The following is a 14,932-nucleotide window of genomic DNA, read 5'->3' on the forward strand; positions in this document are numbered from 1 at the left end:
TCAGGGAGTGACTGATGCTGGATAACTCCGAAGGATATGTCACCGAAGATGGCCGCAAGATCGGCGGCGTGGTGATGGAGATGAAGAACATCACCCTGCGTTTTGGCGGTGTGGTGGCGATCAAGGATATCTCATTCGACATTCGTGAAGGCGAGATCCGCGCCATCATCGGTCCGAACGGCGCCGGTAAATCCTCGATGCTGAACGTGATTTCGGGGTTCTATATCCCGCAGGAGGGCGAGGTCTGGTTCCATGGGGCCAAGCGTCCGCAGATGCGCCCTTATGAAGTTGCGCGGCAAGGTATTGCTAGGACGTTCCAGAACATTGCCCTTTTCGAAGGCATGAGCGTGCTGGACAACGTCATGACCGGGCGGCTGAACTATATGAAAACCAACCTCTTTCAGCAGGCCATGTGGAAGGGCAAGGCTGAGGCGGAAGAGGTTGAAAACCGCGAAGCGGTCGAGAAAATCATCGACTTTCTCGAAATTCAGCACATCCGCAAGACGCCGGTTTCCCGCCTGCCGTACGGGTTGAAAAAGCGGGTCGAGTTAGCCCGCGCTTTGGCGGCCGAGCCTAAGTTGTTGCTGCTGGACGAACCAATGGCCGGCATGAACGTTGAAGAGAAAGAGGACATGAGCCGCTTTATCCTCGACGTGAATGACGAGTTTGGCACCACCATCGCCCTGATCGAGCATGACATGGGTGTTGTGATGGATCTGAGCGACCGGGTGGTCGTGATGGATTACGGCAAGAAGATCGGCGACGGCACCCCGGATGAGGTGCGCAGCAATCAGGAAGTCATCGACGCCTATCTGGGGGTGAGCCATGACTGAGCAACTGACAGACATGAGAGGGGGCGCACATGCCTGATCAGCTGATTTTCGCGATGGAGGTTTTCCTCAACGGCCTTATGGCAGGTGTTCTGTACGCCCTGGTCGCACTGGGCTTTGTGCTGATCTACAAGGCGTCCGGAATCTTCAATTATGCTCAAGGGGTTATGGCCCTTTTCGCTGCCATGACTCTGGTGGGGATCATGAACGGGCAGGTCCCGTTTGCCCATCTGATCAACGCGACATTCGGAACGCATATCCACAAGTTCGGATGGAATGTGCCTGCGTTTGTGGCGATTATCCTGACGATGGGTGTCATGGTTCTGCTGGCCTGGGCGGTGCAACGCTTTGTGATGCGGCATTTGGTCGGGCAAGAGCCGATTATCCTATTCATGGCGACCATCGGTCTGGCCTATTTCCTTGAGGGCGTGGCTGACCTGATGTGGGGATCCGAGATCAAGACGTTGGATGTCGGCCTGCCGCAGGGCATCAACCTGTGGATCGATGAGACCACGTTCAACATCTTTGGCTACGGCTTCTTTATCGACAACCTGGACATTGTGGCGACGGTGATTGCCGCACTGCTGGTGACCGCACTGGTCGCGTTCAGCCAATACACCAAGCAGGGCCGGGCGATGCGCGCGGTGGCCGATGACCATCAGGCGGCGCTGTCTGTCGGAATTTCGCTGAACTTCATCTGGATCATGGTGTGGTCGGTTGCGGGCTTTGTCGCACTTGTTGCAGGCATCATGTGGGGCACCAAATCGGGCGTTCAGTTCTCGCTGTCCCTGATCGCGCTCAAGGCGCTGCCGGTGCTGATGCTGGGCGGATTTACTTCGATCCCCGGGGCCATTGTTGGCGGGCTGATCATCGGTGTGGGCGAGAAGCTGTTCGAGTTCGCGATCGGCCCGCTGGTCGGCGGCGCGACCGAGAACTGGTTCGCTTATGTTCTGGCGCTGATCTTCCTCGTGTTCCGGCCGCAGGGCCTGTTCGGTGAGAAGATCATTGAGAGGGTGTAGGACGTGACCAAGCTGATCGCCATCATCAACGTGATCGCGTGGGCCGGGTTCTGGGCTTTTGGCTACATCGCGCTCACTTCGGATGATTTAACCGAAGGTCAGTTGGTGATTGCAGCAATTCTGGCTTTTGCCGGGCTCGCCATGGGCATCCTGGCTTACATGAAACTGGTGCGCGCCTCAGAGGCGAGCGGATATGCAAAAGGCTCCAAGCAGCTGAACGCCGAGGCCCGCAACCGGGCGCAAGAAGAATGGGGAAAGTAAGACATGTTTTATCGTGAGGCCGGGGATTTCAAAACCTCCTACACAGATGACAGCCAGACCTTTCCGATCAAGTTCGACCGGTATCGGTATTATGTGGTTTTGGCGGTGGCGTTTGGGATCATCCCGTTCGTCATCAATGACTACTGGGCCAATGCGCTGTTACTGCCCTTTTTGATTTATGCCATTGCGGCGATCGGGTTGAACATTCTTGTGGGGTATTGCGGGCAGGTATCCTTGGGTACCGGTGGCTTCATGGCTGTGGGTGCCTATGCCTGCTACAAGCTTATGACCTCTTTCCCGGATGTCAGCATGTTCATTCATGTCATTCTTGCCGGCGGCATAACGGCCATTGTCGGGGTGCTGTTTGGCCTGCCGAGCCTGCGGATCAAGGGGTTCTATCTCGCCGTGGCCACGCTGGCGGCGCAGTTCTTCCTTGTGTGGCTCTTTAACCGGGTGCCTTGGTTCTACAACTATTCGGCCTCGGGTCAGATCAACGCGCCGGAAAGGGATGTGTTCGGCATCATCATCACAGGCCCGAATGCACCGGCATGGGCCACCTATCTGTTCTGCCTGATTTTCCTGGCCGTCAGCGCCCTGATCGCGCGCAACTTGACGCGCGGCACGACGGGCCGGACATGGATGGCGATCCGTGACATGGACATCGCGGCCGAGATCATTGGGGTGAACCCGCTAAAGGCCAAGATGAGCGCCTTTGCCGTCAGCTCGTTCTTTATCGGCATCGCGGGCGCGCTGTTCTTTGCTGTCTATCTTGGTGCGGTCGAGGTCGGCGAAGTATTCGGTATCCAGAAATCGTTCCTAGTCCTGTTCATGATTATTATCGGAGGGTTAGGGTCCATTTTCGGATCGTTCGCCGGTGCCGCTTTCCTTGTTCTGCTGCCGGTGGTCCTGAAAGTGGTGGGCGTCGACGTTCTGGGCTGGCCCACGGATATCGTGGCACATCTGCAGCTGGTGATCGTCGGCGCGCTGATCATCATGTTCCTGATCTTGGAACCGCACGGGCTGGCACAACTGTGGCGCGTGGCGAAAGAGAAACTGAGACTATGGCCGTTCCCGCACTAAGGGGTCGGCCCAATGAAAAAACGGGCGGCACAAGCCCGAACGCAACATCGGACTAACCAAGGGAGGAGACACCCGATGAAATTGAAACTGGCAACCGCGGCGCTGAGCGCCCTGATGGCTGCAGGACCCGCTCTGGCGGATCTTGTGATCCCCGATCTGAGCTATCGTACCGGGCCTTACGCCGCTGGCGGCATTCCGTTCTCGGATGGCTATAACGACTATTTCACCCTGCTGAACGAGCGCGATGGCGGCATCGGCGGTGTTCCGATCCGGATGGTCGAATGCGAAACCGGCTACAACACCGAAAAAGGTGTGGAATGCTATGAAGCCACCAAGGGCGAAGGCGCTTTGGTGTATCAACCGCTGTCGACTGGCATCACCTATCAGCTGATCCCAAAAGTCACCGCAGACGACATTCCGCTGCACACGATGGGTTATGGCCGGACCTCGGCCAAGAATGGCGATGTGTTTAGCCACACCTTCAACTATCCCGCCAACTACTGGGACGGGGCCTCGGGTGCGGTAAACTATCTGCTTGAGGAGAACGGTGGTGATCTGAGCGGCAAGAAAATCGCGCTGGTCTACCACAACTCGGCCTATGGTAAGGAGCCGATCCGCACGCTGGAAGAGCTGTCCAAGAAGCACGGTTTTGAACTGGTCGCCCTGCCGGTCGATCACCCGGGTCAGGAACAGAAGTCGCAGTGGCTGCAAATCCGCCGTGATCGTCCCGACTATGTCCTGATGTGGGGCTGGGGCGTGATGAACCAGGTTGCGGTACAAGAGGCCGCCAATATCCGGTTCCCAATGGAAAACTTCATCGGTATCTGGTGGTCCGGTTCGGAGAACGATGTGCTGCCAGCGGGCGAAGCCGCCAATGGCTATAAGGCACTTACCTTCCACAACGTTGGCACGGATTTCCCGGTCTTTGACGATCTACAGAAACACGTTGTCGATGCGGGTAAGGCTGCTGGTGCGGGTGATCAGGTAGGCACTGTTCTGTATAACCGTGGTCTCTATGCGGCTGTTCTGGCTGCCGAAGCCATCAAGAAAGCCCAGGAAATCTCCGGCAATGCGGAAATCACCCCGTCTGAGATGCGTGCCGGTATGGAAGCACTGGAGATGACCGAAGAGAAGATGGCCGAACTGGGCCTGGCAAACTTCGGTCCGACCTTCTCGGTCTCCTGCGAAAACCATGGCGGTGACGCCCTTGTGGGTGTGACGCAGTGGGATGCAGCAAACAAGACCTGGACGCTGATCTCGGACTTCAAGCAGACCGATGGTGAAGTGATCGGCGCGCTAATCGATGAAGATTCTGCGGCTTATGCAGCAGAAAACAACATTGAAGGGCGTTGCTGATACAGCGCTTTGAACAACCCGGGGCGGCGGCAGACCGCCGTCCCGAACCCCACACTCGCTTAAGGACACGCGCAGATGCTGGATGCGGCACAAACCACTGACACCAAGTCGGAAACCCTGCTTGAGGTCAACAATATCGAGGTGATCTATAATCACGTGATCCTCGTTCTGAAAGGCGTCAGCCTGACTGTGCCCAAGGGCGGTATCACGGCCCTGCTGGGCGGCAATGGCGCGGGTAAGACGACAACGCTCAAGGCGGTGTCGAACCTTTTGCATTCGGAACGCGGTGAAGTCACTAAAGGTACGATCGAATATCGCGGCTCCAGCGTGCATGAAAGCGATCCTGCCGATCTGGTGGAAAAGGGCGTCATCCAGGTGATGGAAGGCCGCCATTGTTTTGAACACCTGACGGTTGAAGAAAACCTGCTGACCGGGGCCTATACCCGCAAGGATGGCAAGGCCGCCATCCAGCAGGACCTTGAACTGGTCTACACATATTTTCCCCGTCTGAAGGAACGCCGCCGGTCGCAGGCAGGCTACACCTCGGGTGGTGAGCAACAGATGGTTGCAATGGGTCGGGCTTTGATGTCGCGGCCCGAGACGATCCTGCTGGACGAACCCTCGATGGGTCTGGCGCCGCAGCTGGTCGAAGAGATTTTCGGTATCGTGAAGGACCTGAACGAGAAAGAAGGTGTTTCTTTCCTGTTGGCCGAACAGAACACCAATGTGGCTCTAAGGTTTGCGCATTACGGCTATATTCTGGAATCCGGGCGTGTTGTGATGGACGGCCCCGCCGCCGATCTGCGTGAAAATCCGGACGTGAAAGAATTCTATCTGGGCATGTCCGACGAAGGCCGCAAAAGCTTCCGTGACGTGCGGTCTTACCGCCGCCGCAAGAGGTGGTTGTAAGCGAATGGAGGATCTGGCGATGACCTATTTCGACGCTCTCGAAACCCGATCAGCCGATGAACGCTCCGCTGATCAGGCGCAGGCGCTGCGTACTCAGATTGACCGCGCCTTGTCCGCACCGGGCTTTGCTGCGCATCTGGCGGATGCGGATACCAGCGCGGTGATTTCAGCCGATGATCTGGTGAAACTGCCGGTATTGCGAAAATCCGATCTGGCGCAAGCACAGGCGTCGCGTCCGCCATTCGGCGGATTTACCGTCAAACCGGCCCGGCATTTCCATCATGTGTTCCAGTCTCCTGGTCCAATCTATGAACCTGGCAGCACGGATCATGATTGGTGGCGCATGGGGCGTTTCCTGAACGCCGCCGGAGTTGGGCCCGGCGATATCGTTCAGAACTGTTTCGGCTATCACCTGACGCCAGCGGGTATGATTTTTGAAAGCGGCGCACGCGCAGTAGGGGCAGCTGTGCTGCCAGCCGGTACTGGCCAGACCGAATTGCAGGTGACAGCAGCGCGCGATGTAGGCTGCACGTCCTATGCGGGCACACCGGACTATCTGAAGGTCATTCTGGACAAGGCGGATGAGATGGGCGTGGCCTTGAACTTCTCAAAGGCTGTCGTGGGCGGCGGCGCGCTGTTCCCATCGTTGCGTCAGGACTATGCCGATCGGGGGATTTCCTGCCTGCAATGCTATGCCACGGCCGATCTGGGCAACATCGCCTATGAAAGCGCCGCGATGGAAGGGATGATCATCGACGAACATGTCATCATCGAGGTTGTCACCCCTGGCACCGGAACACCGGTAGAGCCGGGTGAGGTGGGTGAGGTTGTGGTGACCTCTTTGAACCCCGATTACCCGCTGATCCGCTTTGCCACGGGTGATCTGTCCGCGATCATGCCGGGTGTTTCACCCTGTGGGCGGACCAACCTTCGGATCAAGGGTTGGATGGGTCGCGCGGACCAGACCACCAAGATCAAGGGCATGTTCGTCCGCCCAGAACAGGTGGCAGCATTGGTCGATAAGCACGAGGAAATCGTCAAAGCCCGCGTCATCGCCGCCCGTCAGGGTGAGATGGACACGATGACCGTTCAGATCGAAAGCGCAAGCGGAGACGACATGGCCTATGCCAAGTCCGTGGTCGAGGTGCTGAAACTGAAAGGCGCAATCGAGGTTGTAACCCCCGGATCACTGCCGAAGGACGGGTTGGTGATCGAGGATCAGCGCGTTTACGAATAACCCCGAGCCATGTCTGCGGCAGTATGTGCCGCAGATTTGTTTTTCCTGCACTGGTGTTTCTTAGCTTTTTGGTCGATTAAAGGCTGATCAATAGCCAACGCCAGTCACAATCCGGGTCCATGGCCGAAATCGACTATTCAGAACACGGGAAACGCAATCGCGGCGCGCTGGGCACCCGGTTGGTGGCCACTGTGGCCTATATGGTAGCAGCCGCTTGTCTTCTGCCGATGGTTGCGGTTGTTCTGGCGGCGGTGACGGGGGGTACGGATACGGTCTCACATCTGTTCGAGACGGTTTTACCCGGGTATGCACTGACAACCGTGATCCTTGTCGTTTTGGTGGCTATCGGCACGTTCTCTATCGGGGTAGGCGCGGCGTGGCTGGTGACGATGACACGCTTTCCCGGTGTGCGTTTTCTGGAAATTGCACTGGTGCTGCCGTTGGCTTTTCCGGCCTATGTTCTGGCTTATGCCTATACGTTCATTCTGGATCACCCCGGTATCGTGCAGACCACGCTGCGCGACGTGACAGGTTGGGGGCCGCGCGACTATTGGTTCCCGGAAATCCGCTCGACCGAGGGCGCGGCGGTGATGCTGATCCTAGTGCTCTACCCTTATGTCTATCTGCTGGCGCGGGCCGCGTTTCTGCAGCAAAGTGCCACCGCTTTTCTGGCCGCCCGTGCGCTGGGCAAAAGCCCGTGGTTGGCATTCTGGCATGTCTCGCTGCCGATGGCTCGTCCAGCCATTGCCGGGGGTGTCCTGCTGGCCATCATGGAAACCATCGCTGATTTCGGCACGGTCGCCTATTTCGGCGTTCAGACATTCGCCACGGGCATCTACACAAGCTGGTTCTCGATCGGCGACCGAGCGGCTGCGGCGCAGTTGGCCTTGTGCCTGCTGGGCTTTGCGCTGGTCATGGCCGTGGCCGAGCGGACGCAGCGCGGCAAGGCAAAGTACTATCAGGCAGGCAAAAGCCATGCGTCCCTGCCTTCGGCGCAGCTTAAGGGCTGGCAATCCGCAGCAGCCATAACCTTGTGCGCTATTCCGGTGGTACTGGGGTTCTTGCTGCCGGTATTTATCTTGATCCAGATGGGCCTGACCTCGGAACAAAACCTGCTGTCTCGGCGATATATCGGGTTCATTCAAAACTCGCTGACACTTGCAGGAGTGGCCGCCGTAGTTACGGTCTGCGCCGCGATCTGTGTTGGGTTCTTTCAGCGCCTTCGTCCGGGTCGAGGATCATCGACCACAGGCTATCTGGCGCGGTTGGGCTATGCGGTGCCCGGCGGCGTGATCGCTGTTGGCCTGATGGTACCCTTCGCCAGATTCGACAACGCGCTGGATTCGTGGATGCGCCAGACGTTCGACGTCTCGACCGGCCTGCTGGTGACGGGTTCGATCTGGTTGCTGGTGGCAGCTTACATGGTGCGCTTTCTGGCGGCAGCGCTCAGCGCGTATGAGGGTGGGCAGAGCACAGTGCACGCCAATATGGATGCTGCGTCCCGGTCTTTGGGCCAATCGCCGCTGGGCACCTTGCGCCGTGTGCATTTGCCAATCCTGACACCCTCATTGCTGACGGCCTTGTTGATCGTGTTTGTGGACGTGATGAAAGAGCTGCCCGCGACCCTGATCATGCGCCCATTCAACTTTGATACGCTTGCGGTCCAGGCCTATCGTCTGGCCTCGGACGAACGGTTGGAGGGGGCAGCGGTACCCTCGCTTGTGATCCTGGCCGTTGGGCTTTTGCCGGTGATTCTAATCTGTCGACAAGTTGGGCGACGGTAAGGCGAAACGATTCAAAATTACCACACCTGTTGGCACCGGACTTGATTCAAATGCGTTTTCCGGCAAGGCTGAGGGTATGAACATGCAGCCTCCCAGCCGGTTTTCTGCAAACTCGGCCCAGATGCCCGTCGCGTTCGACCGGCGCGAGATGTCACATATCCTGTCCGTCTATGGCAAGATGGTCGCCGCCGGAGAATGGCGCGACTATGGTATTTCCAACCTGCGCGATATGGCGGTTTTTTCCATTTTCAGACGCACGGCAGAGCATCCGATCTACCGGGTTGAAAAACACCCTCGTCTGCGATCCAAACAGGGGATGTATTCAGTGATCGGCATGGACGGGCGGATCCTGAAGCGAGGCCATGACCTGCGCACCGTGCTGCGCGTGTTAGAACGCAAGCTGATCCGATCTGTCGACCTTGATTAGAGCCTTTTGTGGGCTGTTACTGGCCCGTCGCCCTGCTCCAGAATCCGTGTGATTGCTTGATCCATCGGCTCGAACGTCACATCCATGTGGTAGGCGTTGGCGTGAAGCAGCATGTTCTCGCCATAGACCCATGCCACGTGGCCTTTCCAGAACAACAGATCCCCGCGCTTTGGTTCAGTCCCGGCGGGCAGCGCCGTACCCAGTTCGCGTTCCTGATCACTGCTATCACCGGGGCAGGGTATGCCGCAGGCCAGTAAACCGGCCTGAACCAACCCAGAACAATCAATACCGAAGCAACTGTTTCCCCCCCAAAGATAGGGCGTGCCCAGAAATAGCTCGGCCACCGCTACGGGGTCGGTCAGGTGCGTTGCTCTGAGTTTGGCGTGAATCGCTGGAATGAACCCCAGTTCAGTTTCCAGAAATCTATTCTGTTCCGACAGCACGCATAATTTGCTGCCAAAACTCAGCGATACGCGGTCCTGGCTTTTCATGTCGGGCTGTTGATAGGCATGTGTCGCGGGCGCGGTGACCCAGTGGGTCTGTTGCGCCTCAGGCCCCAGTTGATCGGACCTGACCCAACCGGGATAGCCATCCTTGACCGAGGTGATCCGGCTCCACCCATCGGTATCGTCAACAACATCTACCGGGTCGCCAAACAACAGCTGCCGATCCCTTGGGCCATTCGGGCTGCGCAACAAATCAACAACCGGCTTTATGACGCGCAGGCGGGTCATAGGTTCAGAATCTCGGGCAGGGCGGTCAGCACGGCACGCGGCCCTTGGCCCAGACCGCCCTTGCTGCGTCCGGGGGCTTTGCTGGGCTGCCAGGAATAGATGTCGAAATGCATATAGCGGCTGTCACCCACAAAGCGGCGCAGGAACAGGGCCGCGGTGATCGAGCCTGCGAACCCACCTAATGGAGCATTGTCCAAATCAGCAATGCCGGGTTCGATCATCGCCTCATAGGGTTCATGGAAAGGCATCCGCCAGACAGGGTCGGCCGATTGCCGACCAGCGTTGGCCAGCGCGTCTGCCGCGCCATCGTCATCGGTGTAAAAGGGCGCCAGATCGGGACCAACCGCCACGCGCGCGGCACCGGTCAACGTCGCCATCGAGATGATCAGGTCAGGTTCACCCTGATCCGCCAGCGCCAATGCGTCGGCCAGAACCAGCCGCCCTTCGGCGTCGGTGTTGTTAATCTCCACCGTCAGACCTTTGCGCGAGGTCAGGATGTCGCCCGGCCGGAACGCGTTGCCGGACACCGAGTTCTCGACCGCCGGGATCAGCACGCGCAGTTGTACAGGCAGCTTTAGTGCCATGATCATCCGCGCCAGTCCCAGCACATTGGCCGCGCCGCCCATGTCCTTTTTCATCAGGGACATCGAATTCCCTGGCTTCAGATTCAGTCCGCCAGTGTCAAAGCACACACCTTTGCCGACAAGGGTCAGTTTGGGCCCGGTGTTGCCCCATGTCATCTCGATCAAGCGCGGTGTTTGCGCGGCGGCGCGTCCGACCGTGTGAATCAGCGGGAAATTCTGGTCCAGCAGGGCGTCGCCTTTGATTACCGAACAGGACGCGCCGAATTCCTGCGTCAAATCCTCGGCCGCGGCCTGCAGCTGATCCGGTCCCATGTCCGAGGCCGGTGTGTTGACCAAATCGCGGGTCAGCGCCTCGGCACTGGCTAGCGCCTCAATCCGCGCGGCATCAACACCTTCGGGTGCAATGAGTCGCGCCTTGGCAGGTGATTGATTGGCGTAACGGTTAAAGGCATATCCTGTGAGCAACCAACCAAGGCACTCGTTGCTTATCGCATCAGCGGGCACACCTGATGCGATGTGATAGGTTCCCTTCCGTAAGGCTTCGGCCGCCGCTGCCAACGGGAACCGTTTGCGCGCGCGCTTGCTGCTATTTCCGTAACCCGCCAATGCCATTTCGGGCGCACCATCTGATTGCGGGATCAGCAGTGCCTGTCCCATGGCCCCGGTGAATCCATTGGCCTCGACCCACGATGCGATGTGGCTTGGCTGGTCTTTCAACCAATCGTCAAGATCGGGTTGCGAAATGACATGCAGCGGTACAGAGGGTTCGGACGGCGAAGCGAAGGACAGGGTCATGGACATCTCGGCTGGTTCGATTTGTGCCCAGCCTAGCCGCCCACAATCCGTCCGCAAGCCCCGTCAGAGGGAAAGATCCTGCTGATCCCAGATTACGGTCAGCGATTTCTCACCTACACGGATCAGGCGCGACAGGGTGGCCCCCGTCGCGACCGCATCCCCAACATCCACCGATTGCGCCACATCACCGGCGACTCGGGCCAGCGCCGTCATGCCAATCTGTTCGGCAATGGCCACCAGTGACCGGGCGCATTTGCGCAGCCCGGCCCAGTCGCGCTGACGCCAAAATCGCTCGCAGTTTGACAGGCGCACGGCCAATTCCTCGACCGTACGGCACAAAACATCCAATGCATTCTTGTCGCCCAATTGGTGATACAGCCCGTTCAAGCGGTCCGTATCCAGCCGAACGGTTTCCTTTTGTTCAAGCGTGACTATTTTATCCACCACATCTACCCCAATTCTCTACGCCCCCACGGCATAGCTGGACATTGACGGTAGAATCCTTTGCAAAACCTTGCGTCGATGCTGGAAAATGGGTCGAATTTTCTGCGAATTCAGGTTACAGCAGCCGGCAGATACAAGAACGGGGACATGAGAATGGACTTAGCCAAACCTCTGCCGACCTATCTGGTCAAGCGGTATCACGGATGGAAAGCCACCACCTATTCAGAAAATCAGGTCTGGTATCGCCGCCTGGCGACCGAGGGACAGCGCCCGCGTGCGATGGTGATTTCATGCTGTGACAGCCGGGTTCACGTAACATCGATCTTCGGCGCTGATCAGGGCGAGTTCTTTATTCACCGCAACATCGCCAACCTTGTGCCGCCTTACGCCCCTGATGGCGATCACCACGGCACCAGTGCGGCAATCGAATACGCGGTTACGGCGCTGAAAGTCGCGCACCTGATCGTTCTGGGCCACTCGCAATGCGGCGGCGTTCAGGGCTGCATCGACATGTGCAAGGGCAAAGCCCCGCAACTGGAAGCAAAAGAAAGCTTCGTTGGCCGCTGGATGGATATCCTGAAACCGAGATATGAATTGGTTGCCGATGTTGAAGACAGCGTCGATCAGGCGCGGCAGTTTGAACGGCAGGCAGTCGTGGCATCGCTGGAGAACTTGATGACCTTTCCCTTCGTTTCCTCTGCGGTAGATGACGGCTCGCTGAGCTTGCATGGGCTGTGGACCGACATCGGTGAAGGTGGGTTGCAATGTTATGACCCTGCCGAGAAGAAATTCGTGGTTGTCTAAGCGACCCGACATCTGAAGAATTCGAATGGCGCGGATCAGGTCTCTGATTTCGCGCCATTTTTTGTTATGATTGACACAAATTTTTCGGATCAGGAGCGCGCCATGCGATTCATCAAACGTATTCTTGTCATTCTGCTTGTTCTCATTCTGGTTCTGGTTGGCGTATCTTACCTTTTGCCCGGCAAGGCCGAACTGTCCCGCAGCATCACGATCGACGCACCCGCCAGCGCGATCTTTCCTTACGTAAACTCGATGCAGGAAACCGAACAATGGTCGCCCTGGCTGTCGCGCGATCCGGAAACCCAGCTGTCTTATTCAGGCCCCGAGGCAGGTGTCGGCAATACTCTGAACTGGACATCAGAGAACCCGCAGGTGGGCACCGGTTCGCAAGAAATCGTCGAAAGCGTTCAGGACCAGACGGTTAAAACGGCGCTGGATTTTGGTCCGATGGGGCAAGCATCGGCCTCTTTCGACCTGACGCCCGAGGGTGATCAGACTCAGGTGATATGGGGGTTCGAGTCCGATCTTGGCATGAACCCAATGTCGCGCTGGATGGGTCTGATGATGGATAGCTGGGTCGGCGGAGATTACGAGCGCGGTCTGACAAACCTCAAGGCATTGGTTGAGCAGCAGGGGTGATTGGCAGAAGCTCTTATTTTTGTTCGAGTCGATTCTGCCGGATACTGCGATTTAACCGAACGGCTTTTAGATGCCGTTCGGAAGGAGATCATGGTGACAAATTTGACGTTTATTATTGGGCAGCGTCCATCATCTGGATCAATTGAATGAGGTTCCCACAGGTATCGTCAAAAATCGCCATGCGAACCGGTCCGGCATCCATTGGCTCAACAGTGAACTCCACGCCAAGATCGCCCAGTCTTTTCCTTTCTTCATCCAGGTCTTCCACCTGAAACGAATGTGCAGGGATACCGTCAGACACAAGTGCTTCTTTATAAGGTTTCACAGCAGGGTGGTCGCTTGGTTCAAGCAACAACTCTGTTCCTTCGGGTTCTTCGCTTGACACCACTGTCAGCCAACGATTTTCACCCAACGGGATATTGTTCTTAACTGTGAAGCCGAGAGTATCAGTATAGAATTTTTCTGCCTTGTCTTGGTCGTCGACAAAAACGTTGGTCACATAGATTTTCATTTTTCTATCCCTTCTGTTTGTATTTCATGAGCCATGATGCCGCGGCGATATGATCTTCGTTGACGATTAGCGAATGGGCTTTCGTCCGCCCCCTCCATGTGGTCTCGATCAAACCAGCCTTCTCCAAAACGGTGAGATGCTGGGAAACCGTCTGGCGGGACAAAGCGATGCCGTCGTCTGCAACCGATGCCGCGCATACCTCGAACAATGACTGAGCCGTTTGTTTGCTCAGATGGTCGATGATGCGGCGGCGCGTGCTGTCGGAGAGAGCTTTGAAAATAAGATCGAGGTGATTATCTGTCATCGAAATCAATATGCAGTAATTTTACTGCATATCAAGCTTGATTGCAAAGTGGGCTGCAGATTTGGCCAAGTAAATGGCAAAGGACTGCAGAAAGTAGGCAAACAATTGTCGCACGACATCAGACAAAAAAAGCCCCGCCGGGAAAGGCGAGGCTTAAATTCTCTGTTCGCTAAATGCTGAAAAGGAACTTAGCCCTTTTTCAGAACCTCACGGCCCAGCAATTCGGCGATTTGTACTGCGTTCAGCGCTGCACCTTTGCGCAGGTTGTCCGAGACGCACCACAGGTTGATGCCGTTCTCAATGGTCGAGTCCTGACGAATGCGGCTGATGAATGTTGCGAAATCGCCCGCGCATTCGATCGGCGAGACGTAGCCACCGGGTTCGCGCTTGTCGATCACCATGATGCCTGGGGCCTCGCGCAGGATGTCGCGCGCTTCGTCTTCGTCCAGAAATTCCTCGAACTCGATGTTCACGGCCTCAGAGTGGCCGACGAAGACCGGAACGCGGACGCAGGTGGCTGTGACCTTGATCGACGGATCGACGATCTTTTTGGTTTCCACAACCATCTTCCACTCTTCCTTGGTCGAGCCGTCTTCCATGAACACGTCGATCTGCGGAATGACGTTGAAGGCGATCTGCTTCTGGAACTTGTTTGGCGGAACGTCCGTGGTGGGATTGTAGACCGCTTTGGTCTGATCCCACAGCTCGTCCATGCCTTCCTTACCGGCGCCAGACACCGACTGATAGGTCGACACGACGACGCGCTTGATGCGCGCGCGGTCATGCAGCGGCTTCAGCGCGACAACCATCTGCGCGGTCGAGCAGTTGGGGTTGGCGATGATGTTCTTGTTTTTGTAGTCGTGGATCGCCTGCGGGTTACATTCCGGCACGATCAGCGGAATGTCCGGGTCATAACGATAGAGCGACGAGTTATCGATCACCACGCAGCCAGCTTTGGCCGCTTTGGGGGCGTAGACCTTGGTCGCCTCGGACCCCACGGCAAACAGCGCCATGTCCCAGCCGGTGAAATCGAACGTGTCCAGATCCTTGGTAGTGAGTGTCGTGTCGCCAAAGCTTACTTCGGTGCCCAGCGAACGACGGCTTGCCAGAACAGCAAGTTCATCGACGGGGAACTGGCGTTCAGCCAGAATGTTCAGCATTTCGCGGCCCACGTTACCCGTGGCGCCGACGACTACGACGCGATAGCCCATTTC

At 57.2% G+C, this 14,932-nt stretch carries 17 protein-coding genes; 11 read left to right on the forward strand and 6 right to left on the reverse strand.

What is annotated here, in order from left to right:
• Positions 1 to 14: 14 nt before the first annotated feature.
• The 9 genes from AC2FGC_RS10305 to AC2FGC_RS10345 all read left to right on the forward strand — a co-directional run bounded on the left by AC2FGC_RS10305 (position 15) and on the right by AC2FGC_RS10345 (position 8,903).
• A complete protein-coding gene (locus AC2FGC_RS10305) occupies positions 15 to 833 on the forward strand; it encodes an ABC transporter ATP-binding protein (protein WP_058275088.1) in 819 nt (272 codons plus the stop codon).
• Between the two features lie 29 nt (positions 834 to 862).
• Complete coding sequence (locus AC2FGC_RS10310; protein ID WP_496726229.1) at positions 863 to 1,849, forward strand: branched-chain amino acid ABC transporter permease; 987 nt, start codon at positions 863 to 865, stop codon at positions 1,847 to 1,849.
• Positions 1,850 to 1,852: 3 nt separating this feature from the next.
• Positions 1,853 to 2,110: a hypothetical protein gene (locus AC2FGC_RS10315; protein WP_058279215.1), complete on the forward strand. Its 258-nt coding sequence runs from the start codon at positions 1,853 to 1,855 to the stop codon at positions 2,108 to 2,110.
• Between the two features lie 3 nt (positions 2,111 to 2,113).
• Positions 2,114 to 3,190 carry a branched-chain amino acid ABC transporter permease gene (locus AC2FGC_RS10320; RefSeq protein ID WP_058275085.1) on the forward strand — a complete coding sequence of 359 codons (1,077 nt, stop codon included), beginning with the start codon at positions 2,114 to 2,116 and terminating at the stop codon, positions 3,188 to 3,190.
• 75 nt (positions 3,191 to 3,265) lie between these two features.
• A complete protein-coding gene (locus AC2FGC_RS10325; protein ID WP_058275084.1) occupies positions 3,266 to 4,546 on the forward strand; it encodes an ABC transporter substrate-binding protein in 1,281 nt (426 codons plus the stop codon).
• Positions 4,547 to 4,621: 75 nt separating this feature from the next.
• Positions 4,622 to 5,455 carry an ABC transporter ATP-binding protein gene (locus AC2FGC_RS10330; RefSeq protein ID WP_496726228.1) on the forward strand — a complete coding sequence of 278 codons (834 nt, stop codon included), beginning with the start codon at positions 4,622 to 4,624 and terminating at the stop codon, positions 5,453 to 5,455.
• A gap of 19 nt (positions 5,456 to 5,474) precedes the next feature.
• Entirely contained in the window at positions 5,475 to 6,692 is a 1,218-nt protein-coding gene (locus tag AC2FGC_RS10335) for a phenylacetate--CoA ligase family protein (RefSeq protein WP_496726227.1), read from the forward strand.
• A 119-nt stretch (positions 6,693 to 6,811) separates the two neighbouring features.
• On the forward strand, positions 6,812 to 8,476 hold the full coding sequence (locus tag AC2FGC_RS10340; RefSeq protein ID WP_496726226.1) for an ABC transporter permease: 1,665 nt from the start codon (positions 6,812 to 6,814) through the stop codon (positions 8,474 to 8,476).
• Between the two features lie 76 nt (positions 8,477 to 8,552).
• The gene (locus tag AC2FGC_RS10345) at positions 8,553 to 8,903 is read left to right on the forward strand and encodes a DUF2794 domain-containing protein (RefSeq protein WP_058275250.1); all 351 of its coding nucleotides are present in this window, start codon (positions 8,553 to 8,555) and stop codon (positions 8,901 to 8,903) included.
• On the opposite strand, the gene AC2FGC_RS10350 is transcribed toward AC2FGC_RS10345, so the two are convergent.
• From AC2FGC_RS10350 to AC2FGC_RS10360, 3 genes are all read right to left on the reverse strand, one after another.
• A complete protein-coding gene (locus tag AC2FGC_RS10350; RefSeq protein WP_496726225.1) occupies positions 8,900 to 9,637 on the reverse strand; it encodes a C40 family peptidase in 738 nt (245 codons plus the stop codon). The two genes, AC2FGC_RS10345 and AC2FGC_RS10350, sit on opposite strands and share 4 nt — an antisense overlap.
• Positions 9,634 to 11,016, reverse strand: coding sequence for a leucyl aminopeptidase family protein (locus AC2FGC_RS10355; RefSeq protein WP_496782263.1), 1,383 nt, complete (start codon positions 11,014 to 11,016; stop codon positions 9,634 to 9,636). Before AC2FGC_RS10355 ends, AC2FGC_RS10350 begins: the two co-directional genes overlap by 4 nt.
• 63 nt (positions 11,017 to 11,079) lie before the next feature.
• Positions 11,080 to 11,460, reverse strand: a complete 381-nt coding sequence (locus AC2FGC_RS10360; protein WP_058279209.1) for a hypothetical protein — start codon at positions 11,458 to 11,460, stop codon at positions 11,080 to 11,082.
• Positions 11,461 to 11,613: 153 nt separating this feature from the next.
• Here AC2FGC_RS10360 and AC2FGC_RS10365 point away from each other — a divergent pair, with 153 nt between their 5' ends.
• Positions 11,614 to 12,264, forward strand: a complete 651-nt coding sequence (locus AC2FGC_RS10365) for a carbonic anhydrase (protein WP_496726223.1) — start codon at positions 11,614 to 11,616, stop codon at positions 12,262 to 12,264.
• Between the two features lie 102 nt (positions 12,265 to 12,366).
• Positions 12,367 to 12,903, forward strand: coding sequence for an SRPBCC family protein (locus tag AC2FGC_RS10370; protein WP_496726222.1), 537 nt, complete (start codon positions 12,367 to 12,369; stop codon positions 12,901 to 12,903).
• A gap of 112 nt (positions 12,904 to 13,015) precedes the next feature.
• Here AC2FGC_RS10370 and AC2FGC_RS10375 read toward each other — a convergent pair whose 3' ends face one another.
• From AC2FGC_RS10375 to AC2FGC_RS10385, 3 genes are all read right to left on the reverse strand, one after another.
• A complete protein-coding gene (locus AC2FGC_RS10375; protein WP_496726221.1) occupies positions 13,016 to 13,414 on the reverse strand; it encodes a VOC family protein in 399 nt (132 codons plus the stop codon).
• A 4-nt stretch (positions 13,415 to 13,418) separates the two neighbouring features.
• Positions 13,419 to 13,718, reverse strand: a complete 300-nt coding sequence (locus AC2FGC_RS10380; protein WP_496726220.1) for an ArsR/SmtB family transcription factor — start codon at positions 13,716 to 13,718, stop codon at positions 13,419 to 13,421.
• Positions 13,719 to 13,906: 188 nt separating this feature from the next.
• The gene (locus AC2FGC_RS10385; protein WP_496726219.1) at positions 13,907 to 14,929 is read right to left on the reverse strand and encodes an aspartate-semialdehyde dehydrogenase; all 1,023 of its coding nucleotides are present in this window, start codon (positions 14,927 to 14,929) and stop codon (positions 13,907 to 13,909) included.
• Positions 14,930 to 14,932 lie beyond the last annotated feature (3 nt).

The organism is Ruegeria sp. CDSC054 (assembly GCF_059610645.1).

Bases quoted from the DNA above. Each gene is read 5' to 3' on its own strand.
- AC2FGC_RS10305 (WP_058275088.1), top strand. From the start codon at position 15: ATGCTGGATAACTCCGAAGGATATGTCACCGAAGATGGCCGCAAGATC.
- AC2FGC_RS10310 (WP_496726229.1), top strand. From the start codon at position 863: ATGCCTGATCAGCTGATTTTCGCGATGGAGGTTTTCCTCAACGGCCTT.
- AC2FGC_RS10320 (WP_058275085.1), top strand. From the start codon at position 2,114: ATGTTTTATCGTGAGGCCGGGGATTTCAAAACCTCCTACACAGATGAC.
- AC2FGC_RS10325 (WP_058275084.1), top strand. From the start codon at position 3,266: ATGAAATTGAAACTGGCAACCGCGGCGCTGAGCGCCCTGATGGCTGCA.
- AC2FGC_RS10330 (WP_496726228.1), top strand. From the start codon at position 4,622: ATGCTGGATGCGGCACAAACCACTGACACCAAGTCGGAAACCCTGCTT.
- AC2FGC_RS10335 (WP_496726227.1), top strand. From the start codon at position 5,475: ATGACCTATTTCGACGCTCTCGAAACCCGATCAGCCGATGAACGCTCC.
- AC2FGC_RS10340 (WP_496726226.1), top strand. From the start codon at position 6,812: ATGGCCGAAATCGACTATTCAGAACACGGGAAACGCAATCGCGGCGCG.
- AC2FGC_RS10345 (WP_058275250.1), top strand. From the start codon at position 8,553: ATGAACATGCAGCCTCCCAGCCGGTTTTCTGCAAACTCGGCCCAGATG.
- AC2FGC_RS10350 (WP_496726225.1), bottom strand. From the start codon at position 9,637: ATGACCCGCCTGCGCGTCATAAAGCCGGTTGTTGATTTGTTGCGCAGC.
- AC2FGC_RS10355 (WP_496782263.1), bottom strand. From the start codon at position 11,016: ATGACCCTGTCCTTCGCTTCGCCGTCCGAACCCTCTGTACCGCTGCAT.
- AC2FGC_RS10365 (WP_496726223.1), top strand. From the start codon at position 11,614: ATGGACTTAGCCAAACCTCTGCCGACCTATCTGGTCAAGCGGTATCAC.
- AC2FGC_RS10370 (WP_496726222.1), top strand. From the start codon at position 12,367: ATGCGATTCATCAAACGTATTCTTGTCATTCTGCTTGTTCTCATTCTG.
- AC2FGC_RS10375 (WP_496726221.1), bottom strand. From the start codon at position 13,414: ATGAAAATCTATGTGACCAACGTTTTTGTCGACGACCAAGACAAGGCA.
- AC2FGC_RS10380 (WP_496726220.1), bottom strand. From the start codon at position 13,718: ATGACAGATAATCACCTCGATCTTATTTTCAAAGCTCTCTCCGACAGC.
- AC2FGC_RS10385 (WP_496726219.1), bottom strand. From the start codon at position 14,929: ATGGGCTATCGCGTCGTAGTCGTCGGCGCCACGGGTAACGTGGGCCGC.